Annotated in this window: 26 protein-coding genes and 1 pseudogene; 17 read left to right on the plus strand and 10 right to left on the minus strand. The window is 71.9% G+C overall.

Annotation, left to right across the window (positions count from 1 at the left end):
- Positions 1 to 3: 3 nt before the first annotated feature.
- Positions 4 to 378, minus strand: a complete 375-nt coding sequence (locus U6N30_RS20575) for a hypothetical protein (RefSeq protein ID WP_324273756.1) — start codon at positions 376 to 378, stop codon at positions 4 to 6.
- Positions 379 to 594: 216 nt separating this feature from the next.
- On the opposite strand from U6N30_RS20575, the gene U6N30_RS20580 reads away from it, so the two are divergent.
- The 3 genes from U6N30_RS20580 to U6N30_RS20590 all read left to right on the plus strand — a co-directional run bounded on the left by U6N30_RS20580 (position 595) and on the right by U6N30_RS20590 (position 2,804).
- Positions 595 to 783 (plus strand): hypothetical protein, encoded by a 189-nt coding sequence (locus tag U6N30_RS20580; protein ID WP_324273757.1) that lies wholly within the window; start codon positions 595 to 597, stop codon positions 781 to 783.
- The gene (locus U6N30_RS20585; RefSeq protein ID WP_324273758.1) at positions 783 to 1,910 is read left to right on the plus strand and encodes a hypothetical protein; all 1,128 of its coding nucleotides are present in this window, start codon (positions 783 to 785) and stop codon (positions 1,908 to 1,910) included. Before U6N30_RS20580 ends, U6N30_RS20585 begins: the two co-directional genes overlap by 1 nt.
- Positions 1,911 to 2,489: 579 nt before the next feature.
- Positions 2,490 to 2,804: a MarR family transcriptional regulator gene (locus U6N30_RS20590; RefSeq protein ID WP_324278397.1), complete on the plus strand. Its 315-nt coding sequence runs from the start codon at positions 2,490 to 2,492 to the stop codon at positions 2,802 to 2,804.
- Between the two features lie 142 nt (positions 2,805 to 2,946).
- Here the strand turns inward: U6N30_RS20590 and U6N30_RS20595 are convergent, their stop codons facing one another.
- The 6 genes from U6N30_RS20595 to U6N30_RS20620 form a co-directional block, all read right to left on the minus strand.
- Entirely contained in the window at positions 2,947 to 3,375 is a 429-nt protein-coding gene (locus U6N30_RS20595) for a hypothetical protein (RefSeq protein ID WP_324273759.1), read from the minus strand.
- Positions 3,375 to 3,533, minus strand: coding sequence for a hypothetical protein (locus tag U6N30_RS20600; RefSeq protein WP_324273760.1), 159 nt, complete (start codon positions 3,531 to 3,533; stop codon positions 3,375 to 3,377). The genes U6N30_RS20595 and U6N30_RS20600 overlap by 1 nt, the downstream gene beginning before the upstream one ends.
- 56 nt (positions 3,534 to 3,589) lie before the next feature.
- The gene (locus tag U6N30_RS20605; protein ID WP_324273761.1) at positions 3,590 to 3,967 is read right to left on the minus strand and encodes a hypothetical protein; all 378 of its coding nucleotides are present in this window, start codon (positions 3,965 to 3,967) and stop codon (positions 3,590 to 3,592) included.
- Positions 3,968 to 4,483: 516 nt separating this feature from the next.
- Positions 4,484 to 5,023 (minus strand): hypothetical protein, encoded by a 540-nt coding sequence (locus U6N30_RS20610; protein ID WP_324273762.1) that lies wholly within the window; start codon positions 5,021 to 5,023, stop codon positions 4,484 to 4,486.
- Positions 5,020 to 5,160 carry a hypothetical protein gene (locus U6N30_RS20615; RefSeq protein ID WP_324273763.1) on the minus strand — a complete coding sequence of 47 codons (141 nt, stop codon included), beginning with the start codon at positions 5,158 to 5,160 and terminating at the stop codon, positions 5,020 to 5,022. Before U6N30_RS20615 ends, U6N30_RS20610 begins: the two co-directional genes overlap by 4 nt.
- 9 nt (positions 5,161 to 5,169) lie before the next feature.
- Positions 5,170 to 6,123 (minus strand): DUF7669 domain-containing protein, encoded by a 954-nt coding sequence (locus tag U6N30_RS20620; protein WP_324273764.1) that lies wholly within the window; start codon positions 6,121 to 6,123, stop codon positions 5,170 to 5,172.
- Between the two features lie 175 nt (positions 6,124 to 6,298).
- On the opposite strand from U6N30_RS20620, the gene U6N30_RS20625 reads away from it, so the two are divergent.
- From U6N30_RS20625 to U6N30_RS20635, 3 genes are all read left to right on the plus strand, one after another.
- Positions 6,299 to 6,454 carry a hypothetical protein gene (locus U6N30_RS20625; RefSeq protein ID WP_324273765.1) on the plus strand — a complete coding sequence of 52 codons (156 nt, stop codon included), beginning with the start codon at positions 6,299 to 6,301 and terminating at the stop codon, positions 6,452 to 6,454.
- A gap of 2 nt (positions 6,455 to 6,456) precedes the next feature.
- The gene (locus tag U6N30_RS20630) at positions 6,457 to 6,948 is read left to right on the plus strand and encodes a DUF6308 family protein (RefSeq protein WP_422677964.1); all 492 of its coding nucleotides are present in this window, start codon (positions 6,457 to 6,459) and stop codon (positions 6,946 to 6,948) included.
- Positions 6,949 to 7,361: 413 nt separating this feature from the next.
- Entirely contained in the window at positions 7,362 to 7,964 is a 603-nt protein-coding gene (locus U6N30_RS20635) for a DUF6518 family protein (protein ID WP_324273766.1), read from the plus strand.
- A 206-nt stretch (positions 7,965 to 8,170) separates the two neighbouring features.
- Here the strand turns inward: U6N30_RS20635 and lepB are convergent.
- The 3 genes and pseudogenes from lepB to U6N30_RS20655 all read right to left on the minus strand — a co-directional run bounded on the left by lepB (position 8,171) and on the right by U6N30_RS20655 (position 9,585).
- A pseudogene (lepB, locus tag U6N30_RS20640) lies at positions 8,171 to 8,802 on the minus strand (signal peptidase I).
- 221 nt (positions 8,803 to 9,023) lie between these two features.
- The gene (locus U6N30_RS20650) at positions 9,024 to 9,179 is read right to left on the minus strand and encodes a DUF2510 domain-containing protein (protein ID WP_324273768.1); all 156 of its coding nucleotides are present in this window, start codon (positions 9,177 to 9,179) and stop codon (positions 9,024 to 9,026) included.
- 226 nt (positions 9,180 to 9,405) lie between these two features.
- Entirely contained in the window at positions 9,406 to 9,585 is a 180-nt protein-coding gene (locus U6N30_RS20655; protein WP_324273769.1) for a hypothetical protein, read from the minus strand.
- 406 nt (positions 9,586 to 9,991) lie between these two features.
- On the opposite strand from U6N30_RS20655, the gene U6N30_RS20660 reads away from it, so the two are divergent.
- The 11 genes from U6N30_RS20660 to U6N30_RS20710 all read left to right on the plus strand — a co-directional run bounded on the left by U6N30_RS20660 (position 9,992) and on the right by U6N30_RS20710 (position 16,605).
- Positions 9,992 to 10,357: a hypothetical protein gene (locus U6N30_RS20660; RefSeq protein ID WP_324273770.1), complete on the plus strand. Its 366-nt coding sequence runs from the start codon at positions 9,992 to 9,994 to the stop codon at positions 10,355 to 10,357.
- Between the two features lie 22 nt (positions 10,358 to 10,379).
- Positions 10,380 to 11,150, plus strand: a complete 771-nt coding sequence (locus U6N30_RS20665) for a hypothetical protein (protein WP_324273771.1) — start codon at positions 10,380 to 10,382, stop codon at positions 11,148 to 11,150.
- Complete coding sequence (locus U6N30_RS20670) at positions 11,039 to 11,917, plus strand: Mu transposase C-terminal domain-containing protein (protein ID WP_324273772.1); 879 nt, start codon at positions 11,039 to 11,041, stop codon at positions 11,915 to 11,917. Before U6N30_RS20665 ends, U6N30_RS20670 begins: the two co-directional genes overlap by 112 nt.
- Positions 11,914 to 12,312 (plus strand): AAA family ATPase, encoded by a 399-nt coding sequence (locus U6N30_RS20675; RefSeq protein ID WP_324273773.1) that lies wholly within the window; start codon positions 11,914 to 11,916, stop codon positions 12,310 to 12,312. The genes U6N30_RS20670 and U6N30_RS20675 overlap by 4 nt, the downstream gene beginning before the upstream one ends.
- A gap of 73 nt (positions 12,313 to 12,385) precedes the next feature.
- Positions 12,386 to 12,688, plus strand: coding sequence for a hypothetical protein (locus U6N30_RS20680; RefSeq protein WP_324273774.1), 303 nt, complete (start codon positions 12,386 to 12,388; stop codon positions 12,686 to 12,688).
- A complete protein-coding gene (locus U6N30_RS20685) occupies positions 12,685 to 13,902 on the plus strand; it encodes a hypothetical protein (RefSeq protein WP_324273775.1) in 1,218 nt (405 codons plus the stop codon). Before U6N30_RS20680 ends, U6N30_RS20685 begins: the two co-directional genes overlap by 4 nt.
- A 175-nt stretch (positions 13,903 to 14,077) precedes the next feature.
- Entirely contained in the window at positions 14,078 to 14,311 is a 234-nt protein-coding gene (locus U6N30_RS20690) for a helix-turn-helix domain-containing protein (protein ID WP_324273776.1), read from the plus strand.
- The gene (locus U6N30_RS20695) at positions 14,308 to 14,835 is read left to right on the plus strand and encodes a hypothetical protein (RefSeq protein ID WP_324273777.1); all 528 of its coding nucleotides are present in this window, start codon (positions 14,308 to 14,310) and stop codon (positions 14,833 to 14,835) included. Before U6N30_RS20690 ends, U6N30_RS20695 begins: the two co-directional genes overlap by 4 nt.
- Entirely contained in the window at positions 14,832 to 15,125 is a 294-nt protein-coding gene (locus U6N30_RS20700) for a hypothetical protein (protein ID WP_324273778.1), read from the plus strand. The genes U6N30_RS20695 and U6N30_RS20700 overlap by 4 nt, the downstream gene beginning before the upstream one ends.
- A 791-nt stretch (positions 15,126 to 15,916) precedes the next feature.
- Positions 15,917 to 16,327: a hypothetical protein gene (locus U6N30_RS20705; RefSeq protein ID WP_324273779.1), complete on the plus strand. Its 411-nt coding sequence runs from the start codon at positions 15,917 to 15,919 to the stop codon at positions 16,325 to 16,327.
- Positions 16,324 to 16,605: a hypothetical protein gene (locus tag U6N30_RS20710; RefSeq protein ID WP_324273780.1), complete on the plus strand. Its 282-nt coding sequence runs from the start codon at positions 16,324 to 16,326 to the stop codon at positions 16,603 to 16,605. Before U6N30_RS20705 ends, U6N30_RS20710 begins: the two co-directional genes overlap by 4 nt.
- Positions 16,606 to 16,663: the final 58 nt, after the last annotated feature.

A 16,663-nucleotide genomic window follows, 5' to 3' on the forward strand; every position in this document is an offset into this window, starting at 1 on the left:
GGGTCAGGCGCTGAGGCCGGCGAACGTCGGCATGGCTTCCTGGCCGTCCCAGGTCACGCGGAACTCGAACGCCTCCTCCAGCGCCTCCCGGTACTGCCCGCCCTCCGTCTCGGTGATCTCGCCGGTGGCGAGCACGGTGTCGATGGCGGGGCTCCAGTACTCGACGAGTGCGTCGATCAGCGTCTGCGGGTCCACCCCGATGTCGGTCGCGACGGTCGCCAGGTCCTGCTCCTGCATGCGGACGTGCAGTTCGTCGTGGCTGATCCCGAGCACCTCGTCGAGCACGTCCTGGACCGGCTGGTGCCCGCGGTGCAGGTCGAGGCTGCCGTCGCCGTAGGCCTCCTGGATCAGCGCGATGAGCTCGGCCTCCGTCGTCACCGAGCTGACGTCGACGGCCCCCTGACCGCCACCGCCCGGAGCGCCCGGGGCGAACCCCGTGCCGGTCGTCTCGGTCGTGCCGTCGCGAAGCAGCTCGTGGTGACGGACCCTCTACGCACGGTCAGGGAGCGCAATGGTTCATCCCGCCCGCGTCCCGCGCACATCGGCGACCCCACCCGGTGTGCTGCGATGCAGCCGTTTCCGCGGGAGGGCAACATGGCCGATGAACCACCGTACGCAGGGGTCGCCGGGCAGGTCGTGAGCCACGGTGGCCGCAACTGGGTCTGGGACCCCAATCTGAGCCAGTGGGTCGGCAATCTCATGCTGGAGTTCGACCGGGATCACGCCCGTCGGCCACCGCTGCACAAGGAGGCGATCGACGACATCCGTGACGTCGACCGCTGATGGCCGGCCCTCGAGCAGGTGCGGGCGCCCCTGCCGCACCCGACAAACCTGCCGCACCGGACAAACCTGCCGCGCCGGACGATCCGGCAGCACCGGACGAGCCCGACGGCGGGCCTGCCGAGGACCGTTCCCGGCCGATCGCGGCGACGAAGGAGACCCGCGAAACCGCCAAGTGGCTGATCACCACGCTGACCGCCGCCACGGTCACCATCTTCGGAGCGGGCCCGCTCCTCCTCCGGCCGGCGCTGGACTGGGGTGATCCCGAGCATCGGACGCAACTCGTCGTCGCCTTCGCCAGCGGCGCGCTGAGCGTCGTCGCCAACGTCGCGCTCATCATCCTCATCGCGCGAGTGCTCCAACCGGCTCGTCTGACCATGCCCACCCTGGACGCCACCTTCGTCCGCGCCATCGACGCCGAACGCAGCCGTTACCTCCCCGCCGGGGCGCGGACCGTGGCCGACTTGCTGCCGCGCCACGCGAACTACCGAACCGCCGTTCCGACCCTCAAGACGCAGCTGACCACGGTCACCCGCGATATCGCCGACGCACAGCCGTCCGCCCCCGAGGAGCTCGTCGAGCGGCAACGCTTCATCCGGGATCAGCTGACGATCGCGGAAGCGAACCTGGCCACGTACGACGGGGCGATCACCCGCGTGCTCGACGAGGCCGAGTTCCACCACGTCCACGGCCTCCTCGGCAGCCCGCGACACCGCTGGCTGATCGGTGCACTCGGCGCCGTGGCCGCCCTGGGCATCCTGACCTTCAGCATCGCCCTGTCCACCCCGGCCGAGGACGAGGACGAGGCAGCAGAGGCGGCCGACGACATCGTCGCGGCCGGCAGTATCGCCTACATCCCCGAGGCCGCGGGCAACGCTCAGGAAGAGCTCTGGAGTCAGCTGGACCTGGACGCGGCTGCCGCTGACGACGGAACCGTCCCCGTGCTCGTCAACAGCGGCGCAGGCACCGCGAGCGATCCGTATGTCGTGACCACCATCTGCTTCGACCGCCGCGACTGCCGGGCGACGACCTTCAACGTGCAGACCGACGTGCTGCCCATCGTCGTCGATGAGCCGGACCGGGTCACCGTGACCTATGACAACGCCCAGGTGGGCCCGGACGACGAGTAGTCGCCCGCTTCCCACGCTGTCGCTGGCGGCAGGCGAACGCCCGTGCGAGCGGTCCAGGGATCGTCGGCGCGGCCTCGTCCGCAAGCCTGACCACGGGCACCGATGCCCGGCCGCCGCTCCACGGCCGGCGGCGCGGGCCCAGGCGGTGGGCGGACCCGAGTGGGCCCGGGACCACCGTTTCCTGCTATGTCCTATGCGGCGTGCGGTGCCGTGGACCACCACAGCGCGGGTCACCTGCGAACGAGCGGAAGGGGCGGGCGACCATGTGGTCGCCCGCCCTTCCTACTACGCCGTCACCGGTTGCGGACCGCGGAGGCCTCCGATGACAGATCGCTCAGATCGCACCGCCAGAGTCTGGGACCTCGCGGCCTGACACCCGGCGGCGAGCTCAGCTGGCGAGACTCGTCCAAGTGTCAGTCCGAGACTTGCCGATGACATTCCTTGCCAAGATCCCACGACTTGCCGAGAAAACAGGCTATGTTGGCAAGTGTGGCAAGTGACCGGAAGGGCGCCGCGCCGGCGGACCGTGAGCGGGATGCAGCGTTCGCAGACGCGTTGGACGAGGGCGCGCGCGTGCTGATGCGGCTGTCGGCGAGGCTGCGCGCACTTCACGTGGGCGAGCAGGCCGCGGACCGGGCGGCCGCGCCGCCGGGGGCGGCGCCGGTCGACATCCGGCGGGCCCAACCGCTCGGTGAGCGACAGATGGCGGTCCTCGGTCTCGGCGGCTTGGGCGCGGAGCTCGGGCTGGCGGCCAGCGAGGTTGCACAGGCGCTGGGGTACACGCCGTCGAACGCGACCAACATCCTGAAGCGCCTCGAGGAGCTGGACTACCTCGTGCGCGTTCGAGACGAGCGTCCGGTGCGGTGGCGCCGGACAACACCAGCCGATGGCTGAACAGCTGCTCCGGAGGCGGACTTGTCCCGATGCTGGCCGTCGACGGGACCGTTCATGAGGCTCGAGGAGGAGCTGGGCGCCGCGAGGAGGCTGCTGGCGCGCTGGGACGACACCCGCTGACTGGCCCGATCGCCCCGGTGGGTCAGGGCTCCTCGTCGATGTCGCCGTCCCGCGGCGGCCAGTCGCCGCGGGCCATCAGGTCGTGGACGTAGTCCTCGGCCTGCTGCTCGAGGCGGTCGGCGGTCGTGACGATGGCGAGGGCTCGGCGTTCGATGTCTTCGGGGTCGACGAGGCCGAACATGCGATGGCTGCCGAAGGTGCCGATGTACAGCTGACTCTCCGGCAGCTTGCGCAGGGCACGGTTCCCCTTGCCGGGGCCCGCTGATGCGATGTCCTCGTCGAGGACCGCGTCGTCAAGGTGCTCAAGGGCATCACGGAGTGCTGTGAGCACCGGGTCAGGCTCCGGCTCCGGCCCGCCTTGTTCGCGAGCCAGGCGGCGAACCCACTGCTCCAGCTGATTCGTGGCCCACACGAGATGATGCTGCGCTACCCACAACCGCTGCCCGCGCATCAGCAGGTCCTGCTCCGTGATGGTCCACTCCCGCGCTCGTAGGCGCGGTCGAGGTCGTCGAACCGCTTGCGGTCCTCCCGTACGTCGCGAACCCGCGCGCGGACCTCGTCAGCCCAGACGTCGACGAACCACTGCGCGGCCTCCTCCGCTGAGCTCACCTCAGACCCTCCATCAGCATCTGTCTCGTCGCCGGACAGCGACCCAGCCCACCCGGCTAGACGCCTGGGATCGCGCCGGGCGATACCGGGCACCCCACGGTCCCCTGCACCAGGGCCCAGGTGACCGCGGCGTCCGGGTCGATCGTCCAGTGGTAGGTCATGGGAACCGTGACCGCCGAGAAGGCGAACGTGCGGTTGTCCGGTGAGGATGAGACGGAGATCTGCTGCTCGTCGAGGTCGACGACCCCGGTGCTGTCCCACATCTCGTAGTGCTCGTCGGTGGCCGTCCTACTCCAGAGGTTGACCTCGGTCGCGATGGGCCAGTCCCCGCTGCCGGCACGGCGGACGATGCTCACGTAGTACTCGCCGACATCGACGAACTGCGAGAACTCCCCGTCGGAGCTGACCTCGTACCAGAGACGGTCACCGCCCATCCGCGGAGTCGCATGGATGACCTGGCACCGGACGAACGGAGCGGCCTGCGGTCCCGACGTCTGCAGCCCACCAGTCCAGCCGGCGCTTACGGTCAGCGTTGCGGATGCGCCCGGCGTAGTGGGCAGGTCAGGCAGCGGGGCCTGGAGCGGTTCGTCTTCGACATCGGTCACGAACGTGAAGGGCTGCACGGTCACCGGCGGCGGAGGAGGCGGTGTCGAAGGCCTCGGGGCCGCCGAGTGGGTCGGAGTGGCCGACGCTGAGAGCGAGCGCGACGGCGCTGACTCTGCCGACGGCGACTCAGACGGGGCCGAGGTGGACGAGACCGAACGCTTCTCGGCCGCTGGCTCGGAGTCGGCGTCGTCGTCGTTGCAGGCCCCGACGACGACCAAGACGGCCGCCACCGCAAGCAGCCCTCTCCCCGCACGGGCCGAAGGTAGCCGTAGCCACCGGCCGGTTCGGGTAGGAGCCGCGGGATGGTGCACCGCGCACACCGGCAGCCCCGCCGGTACCGCCCGTCAGGCCTCCGTCTGGGCTCGCATCCTCAGCCGCTCGGCCGCGGTGGCGATCTCCTCCGCGGTGATCGGGCCCCACTCCTCCTCGACGTCGGCGATCAGCCGGTCCAGCGCGGCAAGCCGCAGCTCGTGCGTGGCCGCGGCCGCCTCGACGCCGCCGAGAGTGTCCGGCGGACGGGCGGGGTGTCGGGGGCCGTCGGCGGTCAACCACGCCGGCGCGAACTCCGGCTCGTTGAGCACCACCGGTTCCTCCGACGCCGGCCCGTCGTCCCACAGGGACCGCGCCCAGCGGCGAGCCTCGGAGATCATCTCCGTGGCGGTCTCCAGCAGCGCCTTCTGCCGGACCACGACCTCCTCCGCGGTGTGCAGCGACGCGACTGCCGCGCCTAGCTGCCGCTGCAGCTCGGCCACCGCAGCCAGTCCCTGCTCCAGCAGCTGCTCGCCGTCCCCGTGCGAGGCGGCGAGCTCTCGCAGTGTGGCGGCGAGGCCGTCGATGACGCCGGTGCCGATGTCGTCACCGGCTGGCCGGCGCGGTCCTGTCACCGCTGCTCCTGCTCGTCGTCATCCTCATCGACGGGCCAGAACGCCTCGGGGACGAGACCGGCGGCGCGCATCAGCGTCTCCGTGGCAGCGATGCGCCGAGCAAGCTCGGCGTCGTCTGCGGTCGGCTCGACGGTCACGGGCGCAGGCTACGAGCGACCACCGACATCACGCCCGTGAGTTCCGGTGAAGCGGTACTGCCCCCGGCCTGCCCGGGTGAAGTCGGCGTAGCCCGCGACGCCCTCGCCGGTGGCGTCGGCGCACAGGTGGGCGGCGATCATCGTCCGGATGGTGCTGTCTGCGTACCCGGTGCCGCGGCGACGCATCTCCGCGATGACCTCCGGCATCGTGAAGGCCGCTTGCCCGCTGCGTGCTACGACGGCGTGGGCGGCCGCGAGGATCTTCACGCGCGCACCGTCCCGCGTCGCACCGCGGGGCGCGGCATCGGCGCCCACCGCGTCGGGAGGCGGCGCGACGGAGCCCTCCGGTCCGGCGACCGGCTCGCCGACGGGTAGCCCGTCGACCCGGAACGCGTACAGGCTCAGCCCGTCGCCGACGGGCGCGAGGACGGCGCAGGTGGCCGTCACGGTGCCGGGCACCGCGGCGGTACCGATCGCGCGGGCGGCCGTCGCCGGTAGCGCGGACAGCACCGCAGCAGGCAGCGTCACGGTGTCGCCCACGGACTCGGCCCAGCCGAGCCCGTGCCGGACGCCGGCGCTGGCCACATAGCGGACGAGCCGGTCGTTGAGCAGCTGCACCACCCACCGGTCACCGGCCGGCACGGCGGCCACGCGCAGGAAGTCTCGCAGCAGCTCCCCGAAGGTCATCGTGTCCGGAGAGATGCCGGTGCGACTGTCCTGCGGGTACTTCAGCTCCACGACGGCGCCGCCGGGAAAGTCCACGGCCAGGTCGAGCTTGCCGCCGGCGAGCTCCGGCGCGGGCACCTCGGCGGCCAGCCGGCCCGGTGCAACACCGAACTGCTCGAGCACCAGCACCGTCTCCAGCCGCACGGTGTCCTCGGTCAGCAGGTGTCCGCGGCCGGCCGCCCGATGCGCCGCTACCCGCGCCGCCACCGCCGCCCAGACCCCCGGCCAGTCGATCACCGCAGCATCGTCCACCACCGGCCGCACCTGCCGCCCCCGACGCCCCGACCGCCCCGCATCCCAGGACCATCCTGGTGGGCCCGCTACGGTCCGGCGCCGTGACCACCCCTCCCCACCCGACGTTCCCGAAGACTGGCCGCGGCCGGAACCCAGTGAGCTGGAGTACGCGCGGCGGGTGGCCACCGAAGCGCTCTCCGATGACACCGCCCGCCCGGCCACGGAGCGGCTCGCCGGGCACTACGACCCGGCCAGGCGGGGCGCTGGCACGACGTTCCTCGAACTTCCCCGGTCGACCCGTCCACCATCACCGCCGCTGATCTGCACGCGCTGACGGTGCTCAACGCGCCTGTAGGGGCGCTGATCACCCGCCGGTTGCTGTCCGACTCCGCCATCCGAGCGGGCATCGACGAGGCCTTGGCGGGGCTACCGACCGATGTCGACCTCGCCGCCGCGGACCGCTCGACGTTCGAGGCGATGGAGGCACTGGCGCAGGCGGTCCACGCCGGGTGCTGCGACCCGTGGGTGGCCGCACCCAATCCGTGGGTGACTTCGGCGAAGCTGTGCACCCGCAAGCGCCCTCGGCTGTTCCCCGTACGTGACCGCGTGGTCTGCGAGGGATTGGGGCTGTACGGGACCGCCATCCGGCGGTACGGAACCCGCCGGGTCGACTGGCAGGTGTTCGCGTTCCTGATCGGGGAGCCGGACATCGTTCAGCGGCTCGATGAGCTCACCCAGCAGGTGCAGACCGCGTACGGGGTGCGCTGCGACGCGGTGCCGCTGCGCGTCCTCGATGTCGCCCTGTGGACCTGGCTGCCCCGCGCCTGAGCTCCCGTCCGACCCGGGTTTCGTCGACGCGTGTCGTCGACGAAACGGGCCGCTCACGTACATTCGCGGTAGCACCGGTTGACCCGTGGTGAGCGGCCTGCGGACACCCTCGGCCGTAGCTGGGTCGTCCGACCGGGTGGCGCCGGCGGCGAACCTGTCGACGCCGGCGGCACAGGATGTGCAGGCTGTCCGACGTGCCGTACACGCAGCGCGGTGTGCCCGGCTGGAGAATCCCGCCGTAGACCCAACCGCCCAGGTCCGGCTCCCGCCGGCATCTGTCCTGGTCGCCGCCGGTCTGCAACGCTGCGCCCGGTGTAGCGATGAGCTCGTCCGACCCGAAGGGGACTGTGTTGTCGACCCGAGTACCGGAAGCAGCGGCGAGCGGCCAGGCTTTCCTGAGCAAGTCCCGTGCCGTGGTGGCGCTCGCCGCAGGGGTGCTGACGGGCGGCTTCGCGGCGTGGGCCTACTACGACGACCAGCTCCGTCCGCTCGCGCACACCTTCGGACTGTGGATCGCCATGCTGGCGCTGCTCAGCGCCGGTCAGCAGCCTCGGCGAGCCATGGCGCACGCCTGCTTGGCCCTGGCCGCCGCTGTGATCGCCTTCTTCGTCGGCAAGAAGACCATGTACGGCGTCGACTACCCCGGGATGCCGTACTCCATCAACATCTCCGAGCTGATGACGTGGCTGGTCCTGGCTGTCGTCGCCGGCGCCGTCCTCGGGTGGGCCTTCTCTTGGGCGGGGCGTCCCGGTGGCGTCGGTGTGGCCGGCACGGCCGCGGTGATCGGTCTGCTGGTCGCCGACGCCTACCGACGGTCGACCAACTATCCGGCTGATGCCCCTGTGGTCGTGACCTTCGCGACCCTCGCCGCCGTTGCGGTCCTCGCCGTGACAGTCCGCTCGTGGCGCCAGCTGACACTGGTGGCTGGCTGCACCGTCCCCGCGGCGCTGGTCGGCTTCCTGCTCGTCTCGGCTCCGGACCTCCTCCAACAGCTCCTCGTCACCGGCGGCCTGTGAGCCCCCGCCGCCTTGACCTGCGCCCAGCCCAGCGCGGGGCGGACGCCCACAGCCCAGGTCGCTGCTTGCTGCGGAACTCACTGACCGTCGAGGTCGAAGAAGACCGCCGGCTGCCTCCGGATCTGCGCCAGCCGCTTGGCGATGGGGTTGCGGTATCCCAGCTGTTCGGCGATCGACCGCGGACCTGCGCGGGCATCTCATGACCGCTACGGCGACTGCTGGATGTCGGGTGAGCCGATGGTGCCGAAGCGGCTGAGCGGCCACACGATGAGGGACGCCTTGCCGATCACGTCATCGACGGCGATGGTCCCGCGGTACTGATCGTCGATGTGCGCCGTCGAGTCCGCCGACTCGGATCGGTGGTCGCCCATCACGAACAGCCGGCCCTCGGGCACGGTCACCGGCCCGAACGCGCGGGTCTCGATGGGTTTCGGTTCGTGGATGTACGGCTCATCCAACGGCTCGCCGTCCACGGTCACGCGCCCCTGGGCATCGCAGCAGGCCACCGTCTGGCCGCCGACGGCGATGACGCGCTTGACGAAGTCGTCCTCGGCCGGCGGGGCGACGCCGATCTGGCGGCCGACCCAGGTCAGGGCACCGGCGAACGCGTTCGACGGCGCGGTGCCCTGCACTTCCGGTGCCCAGGTGTCGGGGCCCTTGAAGACGACGACGTCCCCGGGCTGAGGGTCGGAGAACCAGTACGGGGTTTGGTCACCAGCACCCGGTCACCGGTGCAGCCTGTGCAGCCGTGCAGCGTCGTCTCCATCGACCCAGAGGGGATGAAGAACGCCTGCACCAGGAACGTCTTGACCAACAGCGCCAGGACGAAGGCGATCACCAGCAGGACTGGCAGCTCTCTGAGCAGCGCCCCTTGCGGGCGGGCCGCTCCTTCCTGACCCGCCGCTTCGCCGGCTCGGCACCCTGGTCATCCGCGTTCACCACGCGGGGCATGGTGCCAGGGTGGCGTGTACGTGCACTCGTGGCCGCGCCCAGCCAGTACTGCACCTGATGGTCGACCACGCCCGGCAGGTCATCGGCGACGCAGCGGCAGCGCCCCTGTCAGCCGCTACGAAGATCGCCGGCCCACTCGACGCCGTTCCACCAGCGCCACTGGTCGGACGTGTGCGGATCGGGGTACCAGCCTGCGGGCGGCCCGGCCTGCGCGGCCGGCGGGGTCAGCGCCGGCGGGGTCAACCGGCCGGGCGGCCGCCTCACAGTCCACCACCTGAATCCGCACAGCCGGAGCGCTGTTCGGCGTAGACGCGCCGTCGTGGTGTCGCGAGCCCGCGCATCGCGGCTCGGACGGCACCGACGGGCAAGTCGAGGCGGAAAACCCACTCTTTCGCCTCACCCCGGGCTCGGAGGACCGGTGGCAGGCGCCCAGCTGGATGAGCGCGGTGCACTGGTCGCCGGTGAGCCCACCGGCGCCCGCCTCGAGCATCTACCCGAAGGTTCGCTCATCGGTCGCCGTCTGGTCCATGCCGCTCACCGTGCGAACCGCCGGGCGGGACGTCACCCATCCGGCGGGCGGAACGGAGCGCCCGCCGTCCTCGCCGCCAACCTGGCCGCTGTTCTTGATCTTGCGCTTCTGTCGATCTTGATCGAACATGCGTTCGAACACCTGATCGACTTCGTGGCGCTCCGACGCCCGAGGCGGCGGGGACGTAGGTCCAACGTCGCGTCGAGCGATTTCCCTCGGGGGCCAACCGGTAGCGGATGACGACCGCCTGTGCTCGGGGGCGTGAGCACGGTCCTCATCCGCAGAGCCGTCCGGCAATGCGTGCAACCGAGAGGACCACGAACGTGAACGCCGTCATCGACCGCCCCCGCGCGGCCGAGCCCACCCGGGCCGCCCCCGCCCCGGCTCGCAGGGCACCGGTCAGGGCTACCGGGGCTTCCACCCCGCCCTCAACGAACGCTGCGAGATCGCCCTCGCCGAGCACCTAGCCGTCCCCGGCTCCGGCCCCGCATGGGCTCGCGCTGCGGATGCCCTGGCGCTGGCCGGCCGAGTCGTCGCCGTCCACGGCATGCCCGCACGGCACGCCGCCGCCCGCCAGCAGCTGGCCGGCTTCCTCGGCGTGTACGACCGATTCTTCCGGCTGCCCGACGCCTGTCGACTGAGCCCGTTTCCGGCTCCCGGCGCACCGCTGACCTGGACGACCGCCGACGACAGCATCGTCATCGACGTCGTGCGGACCGCTCCCCGAGCCACCCGCTCGTCGACGTCGACACCACCTCGCGACTGTCCGAACTGGCCTCGTGGGCCCAGGCCCACGGGGTCGCCCTCGCCGGCGTCCGGGTGCTGGCGCTGTCGGCGCCGACCACCTCGCTGCTGCAGGTGCTGGGCACGGGACTGCAGCCGCTCGCCGGAACTGCGCTCGGCGGCCAGCTGAGCGCGCCGACCGGGGTGACCCGGTGACCGCCGGCTGGAAGCGCCGCGCCGCTCTGGCGACCGTCATCGCCGCCCGGCGGCCCGACGGCAGCGTGCCCGAGGACGCGGTCCGCCGCGCCGCCACCGCTGCCGGTGTGACCGCCCGGCAGGTGCGGCGGTGGGTCACGGCCCACGCGCCGCACCTCGCCGATGGGGTCGCTGGCGCCCGGAACATCCCGGACCCGCAGCCGCGGACAGGGTGGGAGGTGACGCCGCGCGTGCTCGCGGTCATCACCGCGAACAGCACGCTGAAGCGCGCGTGGCAGCAGCTGCGCGACACAGACCCGGCGACGCCCTCCTACCCGGCGTTCACCGCGGCCCTGCGCAACTACTCCGACAACGGCATCGCCCGCGCGGTGAAGGGCGACGGTGCGCGGACGCTCATCGGCTCGCGGATGTACCTGGCCGTCGAGGTGAGCGAGCGCAACGCCCGCTGGGAGCTCGACAGCCAGGAGGTCCCGGTCTTCGTCGTCCCCTCGCGGGGAACGAAGCCGGTCAAGCTGCACCAGACGACCGTCATCGAGTCCAAGCACCGGATGGTGATGGCCACGGTGTTCACCCCGGCCCGCCGCGCGCGGAGGACGTGGCGGCGTGCATCGCCCGCGGCGTGGAGGGCCGGCCGTACTCGCTCGACGGGCGGGAGGTGTGGGTCGGCGGCATCCCCGACGAGATCGTGTGGGACAACGCCAAGTCCAACCTCGCCGAACTGGTCACCGCACTGGTCGTCTCGCTGGCGACCATGGGGTCGGCTGTGACCCCGTACGCCGGCTGGGAGAAGGGCAAGATCGAGTCCTGGCACGCCACCAGCCAGCACGAGTGCTACAGCACGATGCCCGGCTACACCGAGGGCCCGGCGTCGTTCACCGGTCACCGCTACTGGGGCGACCACACCAGCGGCGCTCACCTGTTCAGCGAGGAACTGCTCATCGCCCAAGGCGAGCAGTGGGCGCTGGAGGAGTACAACGCCAACCGCGTCCACGGCAAGCTCGACATGACCCCGCTGCGCAGCTGGGCGGCCGACACCAACCAGCTGCGCCAGGCCACCCGCGAGCAGCTGATGCCGGCGATGCTGAGCACCAAGCACCTGCGGACGGTGAACAAGAACGGCATCCGGTTCGAGGGCATCGACTACGTCGCCGCCGAGCTCAACCGGCTCGTCGGCCGCAAGGTCAGCGTCCGCTACCTGCCCAACCTCGAGCTCGAGCGGCTGTTCGTCGAGGTGTTCGCCGGCGACGAGTGGGTGTGCACCGCCTACCCGTCGCACACCCTCACCGCCGAACAGCGGACCGCGCTGCTGGCCACGCGTCGCCGTCAGTACGAGCTGCTGCGCACCGCGGAGAAGGAAGGCGCACGGATGCGCCGCGACGTCGCCGCCCGCACCCGGGCCACCGACGGGGCCGAGACCACCTACGGGCAGAACGCCGCCACCTACGCCCGCGACGAGCTCGGCGCCGACGTCGACGACCTCTTCGATGCTCCCGCCGCCGACGACGATCTGGCCGACGCGGCGGTGCTGCCGTGATCGCCCGGCACCTGCGCGGCCTCACCGACGCCGCCGACGTACGCACGCTGGCGTTCCAGCGGGCGACGATGATGCTGCGGCACGCGGCCGCCGACAACGAGCTGGCCGCGCTGCTGGGCCAGCCGGGGACCGGGAAGACGTTCTGCGCGCTTGCCTTCCTCGACGCTGTCGCGGCAAGCGGCCGACGGGCGATCTTCCTGCAGTCCGACGTCACCGCCACGCACACCCTGATGACCGTCCGGCTGCTGCAGAAGCTCACCGGCGGCCGGCCCTCGGGCGAGGGCTATCACCTCACCGATGACCTCGCCGAGCTTCTCGAGGAGCACTCGCCGGTGGTCGTCGTCGACGAGGCCCACCGGGCGCAGAGCCGGGGCTGGACCAGCTGGTGTTCCTGAAGGAGACGGCGCCGGAGTGGACTCTCGTCCTGATCGGCAGCGAGCTTCCTCCGCCGTCGCCCGCGTTCCCGGCGTGCGCAGCCGACTCCGGGGTCGCACCGCCCAGTTCACACCCCTGCAGGGAGCCGAGCTCCTGGCGACCCTGCGCGCCTGGCATCCGCTGCTCCGCGATGCCGACCCACAGCTGCTGCAGCGCGTCGATGACCGCTACTGCGCGGGCAACTTCCGCGACTGGGCCAACCTCGTTCGTGCCGCCCAGAAGGCCAACCAGGAACTGCGTGACCGGGGCAAGGACACCTACTCCACCCTGACCACCAAGCTCGTCGGCAGCGCCGTGGCGATCGCCGGATTCGACGCCTGGGAGGTGCCGGCATGAGCCCGCCCACCCCGGTGCCGACGGCCCCGGCCCGGCACACCGGCTTCACCGTGCTGCACGTCGTCAACAACGACGACGCCGTCCTGCACGCCGTTCGCGCCAACGACCCCGCCCACGGCCGCGTCGCCGTGCAGGTCCGCCCGGGCATGCGCCGGGTGGACTGGCTGACGAGGGACCTGCTGGCCGCGCTCGGCGTCGACTTCGACGTCACCGGCGGCGGCCGCAACGCCGACGAGAACCTGCAACTGCTGCCGGTGCGACTGATCGGCGGACGCATCACCGACGTTCTCGTCGACGGAGCCCAGTCGCTCACCCCGGGCATGCTGACCGACCTCATGCTGCTCGCGGCGGCGGCCGGCGCCCGACTCTGGGTGGTGACCACTCCTCCGGTCACCGAGTCACTGACCACGACGCTGGCCGACTGGTGCGCCGCTGAGGTGACCGTGGCTGAGGCCGCGACGCACTGGCCTGGTCTCAGCACCGACGGTCCGGACCCCGCTGCCCGCAGCGGAGCACCCGGGCAGCACCTCGCTGCCGAGAGTCCGCCCGCCGAGCCGCGCAACCTGCACCTGGTCGACGCCACCACCCTGCTGGCCGCCTGCCGCCGGCTGCTGTCAGCCGCCGAGGCGACCTGGGTTGAGGAGCGGCTGCGCGCAGCCGTCGCCGACTCCCTGCGACCGCTGACCGACGGCCCCGCGCCCGGCGAGGTCACCGACCGCGTCGCGCAGTGGCTGCTCGACTGCTACGACACCGCCGGCACGCTCACCCAGTTCCTCACCGACGTCCGCGGCCTGCAGATCGCCGGCCTGTGGCGCGGGCTGCTGGTGCAAGTCGACATCCCGGCGCTGCTGGGCACGGCCTCGGCCGCGCCGTCAGCGTCCGGCCGCACCCCCGAGGTGTGGCAGCGGCTGCGCGCCTACCGCCTTCCGGTCCGCGGCGCGGCCTGCGCGCTCGCCGCGGCCCGCCTCGGCGCCGCCCCTATCTGCGCAGTGACGCTCGCCGACACCGCCGCCGACGGGACTTCGGTGATCGTCGACGGCCGCACCGTCGCGATCGAGCCCGACGCCGCCGAGTACGTCGCCGCCCAACGGCTGCTGCGCCTGGCGACAGGCACACCGCCAACCGCCCCACTGCTCGCCAAGAGCACAGGCACCCCGCTGACCGACAAGGGCTGGCCCGCCTGCTGTCCCAAGCGCGGGCCGAGCTTGGCGTGATCGTCACGAGTAGGCTCGTCGAACGCACAGCCCCCGGCGGAGCCACCACCCTGCGCCGCTGGGGCGTCACGGTGACAGGCATCGGAGAGCCGGTGCCCGGCGTGCCGATGACGACCTCCGCCGGCGATGCGCCCGTCACCACCGACCAGGCGGTGACCCCACCCCCAACTCCCCGTTGCTCGACGTCGAACTGCTGCGCCGTCGCCGGATCGAGCGGCACATGTCGCGCCGCGACGTCGCCAAGAACCTCGGCGTCACCAACGCGACGGTCAGTCGACTGGAGTCCGGCGTGAACCACGGCGAGCAGCCTCTGGCCCTGCTGCTCCGCCTGGCCGACCTGCTCGCGCTCGACCTCGCCGACCTGCTCCCCGGGCCGGTCGTGGTGCGCAGCCTGCGACCCGTGGGATGACCGACGCCGGTGCGGCAGACGCCGGCCCGGGGAGCGGCATCGCCGAGGATGCGCGCCGGGTCGGTGCGGCGCTGCACGCCCTGGGCGTTCTCGTGTCGGTCGAGGCGCTGGCCGACGTGCTGTCCTTCGATGCGACACGACTGGACGCGGCCCTGCAGTTGCTCGCGCAGACCGCGCCGGCGGCGGGGTTGCGCGTGCACCGACTGCAGAACCGGGTGTCGCTGGTCCGTGCGGCCGACGCTCTGCCAGGCGACGACCTGGCGGCGGTGATGCGCTACGACGCCGCCCGCACCGGCCTGAACACCACTCAGGCGCGACTGGTGCACGCCGCGCTCACCCGCGCAGTCCAGCCGGCCAGCCGGCGCGGCGGCCCGCACATGCTCGCGAAGTCCAACCCGGACAAGGTCGCCGCCGCGGCCCTCATCGGGGCCCGCATCCTCACCACCGACGACGTCGGCGACCTGGCGCTACATCCCGACGCCGCGCTGTCCCTGCTCGTCCCAAATCGAGAGGCGACGCAGTGACCCAGGGCCCCGCGGACGGCCACCTGTTCGAGGTCGTGCCGCAGATCCGCGACGTGGAGGAAATGCTGGCCGGCTGCCAACGTCTGCGTGCCAGCCTCGCGCGTCAGGTCGACACTTGCGACCGGCAGATCCACCGGTTGAACGCACTCGGCCACGCGCTCCGTGCACTCGCGAACGAGCCGGCAGCAGCCGCTGTCGCCTCGCGGCTGACCGAGAACGGCTGGTCAGGCAGCGGGGATGACCTGGTCGACTGCGCCTGCGCAGTGCTGACACAGGAGCACCCCTCGTGAGGGTCCGGCTCCAGACGCACCGGTCAGCCTTGCGCCGGCCAGTGCACCAGCGCCGCACCGAAGGGGCCACCCCGCCCTGCACCGCGAACGGACCCGCATAGGCAAGGCGGCCGGGCAAATAGGTGACGTCGGCGCCACCGTCGGCGACCCAGCGCACCCACCAGCCGGTGCACGGCGACGCTGGGATCAGCCCGGTGACCCCGACGCCACGGCGTGCGCTGTCCACGCAGAGCTCGAGGAACTGGCCGAGCAACCTCGCCGGGTAGTAGGGCGCATTGCAGTAGACGACCTCACCCGGCTCGACGAGGTCGGCCCACACCACCGTGCGCGCATCCCGGCGTTCCGGATCTGGGTGCGTTGGGCCGAGCCAGTTGTCGACAAGCGCGCTCTCATTGCACGCAGCGGAGTCCAGGCCGATGTCCCAGGTGTCGAGCACGCGCTTGCGGATCTCCACGGGAGTCCACCACTGCGACCGGTCAGCCACCGTCTGCCGGCGTTGCTCGGTGCGACGACGTCGGGCCCACACCGCCTGGCGGCACCGCTGCCCGCAGAACTCCCGGGGCCGGCCGGTGCCAGCGTGCTCCAGAGGAGCCTTGCACCCCGCGCACACCCGTCGACGACCCACGGCCGCAGTCTCCGTTTCGTCGATGCGCGGGACCGACGAAACACGCCTGCTTGGGACGGCTTGTGACCCACCGTGACGACCTCACCGCTCGTCGGCATCCCCGCCGACTGCCTCAAGGAGAACCGATGACGCACCGCCTGACCGATGCAGCAACTACGGGCCGGACGTGGCCGCTCGCCACCGCGCCGGCCTGGCGCTCCCGGAGCACGCCGTGAGCGACCGCGCGGCCGAGCTCCTCGACGTCCTACAGCTCTGCCTGACCTTCGCGACCGCCGGATCCCCGGAACGACAGGCAGAGGTGGCGCGCGACGGCCGGGCCGCGCTCGACGAGCTCCGGCAGCTGCTCACCTCCCGCCAGTGGCCCCGCGTCGTCCGCGGCGGTCTGCCGCCCGGCCCGCACTTCTTGCAGCTCGACGACCGCGCACTCACTGGACTGCTCGCCGACACCCAGGACGCCTACGCCGAACTCCAAGAGCTGCACGACGCCGAGGCGCAGCTGCGCGACTGCCAAGCCCGCCTGCAGTCCGAGCGCGCCGAACGATCCGAGTCCGACGAGACCACCGAGGAGAAGCCATGACTACCCAGGGGCCGGGTGGGGAGGAGCGGGACGATGCCGAGCAGTACGACATCCACCTCGCGGAAGGACTCAGCCTCGAGCAGGCCGACGAGGCCATGCGGATCTTCGCCGCGCTCCGCGCCACCCGACGTGTCCGGCACGAACAGGCAGGAGAGTCCGAGGCAGTCCAGCGGCTGTGCTCGGTGCTGCTGGCCGACGACACCCCGTGCCTGCTGCCACTGCCCCACGACGAGCACCGCAGCCTCGATACGGACGGCGAAACACCATCGCCGCGCTGACGCACGAACCTGCAGCGTCCACGCCGACTGCCGCCCCGGAGCGGGAACCCCGCTGACG

The sequence above is a fragment of the Blastococcus brunescens genome (assembly GCF_035320885.1).
GTDB classification, from domain to species: Bacteria; Actinomycetota; Actinomycetes; order Mycobacteriales; family Geodermatophilaceae; genus Blastococcus_B; species Blastococcus_B brunescens.

Coding starts and splice junctions, on each gene's coding strand:
- U6N30_RS20660 (WP_324273770.1), top strand. CDS start 9,992: ATGCCCGCACGGCACGCCGCCGCCCGCCAGCAGCTGGCCGGCTTCCTC.
- U6N30_RS20590 (WP_324278397.1), top strand. CDS start 2,490: ATGCGGCTGTCGGCGAGGCTGCGCGCACTTCACGTGGGCGAGCAGGCC.
- U6N30_RS20595 (WP_324273759.1), bottom strand. CDS start 3,375: ATGCGCGGGCAGCGGTTGTGGGTAGCGCAGCATCATCTCGTGTGGGCC.
- U6N30_RS20585 (WP_324273758.1), top strand. CDS start 783: ATGGCCGGCCCTCGAGCAGGTGCGGGCGCCCCTGCCGCACCCGACAAA.
- U6N30_RS20605 (WP_324273761.1), bottom strand. CDS start 3,967: ATGGGCGGTGACCGTCTCTGGTACGAGGTCAGCTCCGACGGGGAGTTC.
- U6N30_RS20685 (WP_324273775.1), top strand. CDS start 12,685: ATGAGCCCGCCCACCCCGGTGCCGACGGCCCCGGCCCGGCACACCGGC.
- U6N30_RS20710 (WP_324273780.1), top strand. CDS start 16,324: ATGACTACCCAGGGGCCGGGTGGGGAGGAGCGGGACGATGCCGAGCAG.
- U6N30_RS20695 (WP_324273777.1), top strand. CDS start 14,308: ATGACCGACGCCGGTGCGGCAGACGCCGGCCCGGGGAGCGGCATCGCC.
- U6N30_RS20580 (WP_324273757.1), top strand. CDS start 595: ATGGCCGATGAACCACCGTACGCAGGGGTCGCCGGGCAGGTCGTGAGC.